This window comes from Nocardiopsis chromatogenes YIM 90109 (assembly GCF_000341185.1).
Classification (GTDB): domain Bacteria; phylum Actinomycetota; class Actinomycetes; order Streptosporangiales; family Streptosporangiaceae; genus Nocardiopsis_A; species Nocardiopsis_A chromatogenes.
Genome location: NZ_ANBH01000102.1, coordinates 1 through 2254, shown reverse-complemented (window position 1 = coordinate 2254; position 2254 = coordinate 1). Strand labels below are relative to the sequence as shown.

The 2254-nt window shown below is 76.4% G+C and carries 2 protein-coding genes; one reads left to right on the top strand and one right to left on the bottom strand.

The window, feature by feature from the left end; genetic code table 11:
• A partial coding sequence (locus tag D476_RS0110025; RefSeq protein WP_017623815.1) for a hypothetical protein occupies positions 1-1050 on the bottom strand: 1050 nt, incomplete at its 3' end.
• 239 nt (positions 1051-1289) lie between these two features.
• Between D476_RS0110025 and D476_RS0110020 the strand changes: the two genes are divergently transcribed.
• Positions 1290-2254: S-(hydroxymethyl)mycothiol dehydrogenase (locus tag D476_RS0110020; RefSeq protein ID WP_017623814.1), on the top strand; the 965-nt coding region annotated here is incomplete at its 3' end.

The window sequence follows — 2254 nt, the reverse complement described above, 5'->3', positions numbered from 1 at the left end:
CGCCAGCCGGACCGAGACCCGGTTGCCCCAGCCCGGCACCGACTCCACCTCCAGCCCGGCGTCGAGCGTGTGCGCCCGGCCCTCCAGCGTGCGCCGGAGCCCCGCCGCGTCCAGCACCCCGCCGCTCTGGTCCCGGACGTCGACCACCAGGGTGGCGGTGTCGCACTCCCAGGCCACACGCAGCCGCGCCACATCGGACTGCCCCGTCAGGGCGACCGCGATGTCATGGGTGAGCGCCCGCGCCCCGTAGGCCACCTCGCCGGGCAGGGGGCCGCCGCCCTCGCCCGGCGGCACGAACTCGGCCGCCACCTCCCGGTGGCGCAGCAGCGCCTCGACCTCCTGGCGCAACCGCCGGAACGCGGCCTCCGGCGCCTCCTCCGACAGGCTCCGGTCGGCCTCCCGGCGCGCCCTCAACGCGACCAGGGCCTTGGACGCGGCGTCGGCCGCCGCGCCGCGGGCGGCGCGGTCATCGAGCCGGGCCGAGCGCAGAGTGGTCAGGATCCCGGTCAGCGCCGCGTCGTGCGCCGCCGTCAGCTCGGCGGTGGTCCGCGTGCGCTCGCTCGACGCGGCCCGCGATTCGGCCAGGTAGTCCGGGCTGGCCTGGGCCACCTGCTGCCGGATGGAGGTCGCCACGACGCCGAACGCGGCCGCCAGCACCGACGGGTCCGCGGGCTCGGAGCGGCGCCGGGGGAAGAGCACCAGCAGCGTGTCCTCACGGTCCCGCACCGCCCACACCCAGCGCTGCGCACCGGCCAGGCGGGCGTGGCCGCTCATCCGCTCCCCGAGCGCGACGGACGACTTCAGCGCTTCGAGCTCGGCGATGGTGACACGGTCGACGATCTCGCGCTCCCCGGCCACCTTGCGGGGGCGGCCGGTGCACTCCAGCGTGTAGACCACCAGCGCCCGGTGCGGCCACCGGTCCGAGAGCAGCCGGGAGAACCGGCGCGCGATGTCGGCCAGCGGGCCCGCCACCACCTCGCGCAGCGCGTGCAGTTCGTCGGCCGGGTCACCGGACGCACCGCCGGTCCCGGTCCGGGCCACATCCCCCATGCCGGGAAGTCTAGGGTGTGCCGCGCGGGCCGTGTCCCGCCGCACACGGCGGCGTGCGCGGCGCCGCCTGCGGCCGGCCCGGACCCGCGCGGCGCCCGGCACCGGCCGGGCCCCGCCGAACGGCGGGAAACTCCCCGTCTTCCGGAGGGCTCCGCACCCGGGACCGGCGGCCCTACCGTCGCGGTGAGTGCCGCGCGCCGCCGCGCGCGGCCGGTCGCACCATCGGAGGAACACCAGGCATGCCACAGCAGGTACGCGGCGTCGTCGCCAGGAAGAAGGGCGCTCCCGTCGAGGTCGCCGACATCGTCGTCCCCGACCCCGGGCCCGGGGAGGCCGTGGTCGCCATCGCGGCGTGCGGGGTGTGCCACACCGACCTGACCTACCGGGAGGGCGGGATCAACGACGAGTTCCCCTTCCTCCTCGGCCACGAGGCCGCGGGCACGGTCGAGAGCGTCGGCGAGGGCGTCGAGGACGTGGAGCCCGGCGACTTCGTCGTGCTGAACTGGCGCGCGGTCTGCGGGAGCTGCCGCGCCTGTAAGCGCGGCCGCGCGCAGTACTGCTTCGACACCTTCAACGCCGAGCAGAAGATGACCCTGACGGACGGGACCGAGCTGTCCCCCGCGCTGGGCATCGGCGCGTTCGCGGAGAAGACCCTCGTGCACGCCGGGCAGTGCACCAAGGTCGACCCGGCCGCCGACCCCGCCGTCGCCGGCCTCCTCGGGTGCGGGGTGATGGCCGGGCTCGGCGCCGCCGTGAACACCGGGGGAGTGGGCCGCGGCGACTCGGTCGCCGTCATCGGCTGCGGCGGCGTCGGCGACGCCGCGGTGGCCGGGGCGCGCCTGGCCGGGGCCGGGACCATCATCGCCGTGGACCGGGACGCCGGGAAGCTGGAGTGGGCCCGGGAGCTGGGCGCCACCCACACCGTCGACGCCTCGAAGGGCGACACCGTCGAGGAGATCCGCGCCCTGACCGGCGGCTTCGGCGCCGACGTCGTCATCGACGCGGTCGGCCGCCCCGAGACCTTCGAGCAGGCCTTCTACGCCCGCGACCTCGCCGGGACCGTCGTGCTGGTCGGCGTGCCCACCCCCGAGATGCGGCTCGAACTGCCCTTCCTCGACGTGTTCGGCCGGGGCGGGGCGCTGAAGTCCTCCTGGTACGGCGACTGCCTGCCCGAGCGCGACTTCCCCATGCTGGTGGACCTGTA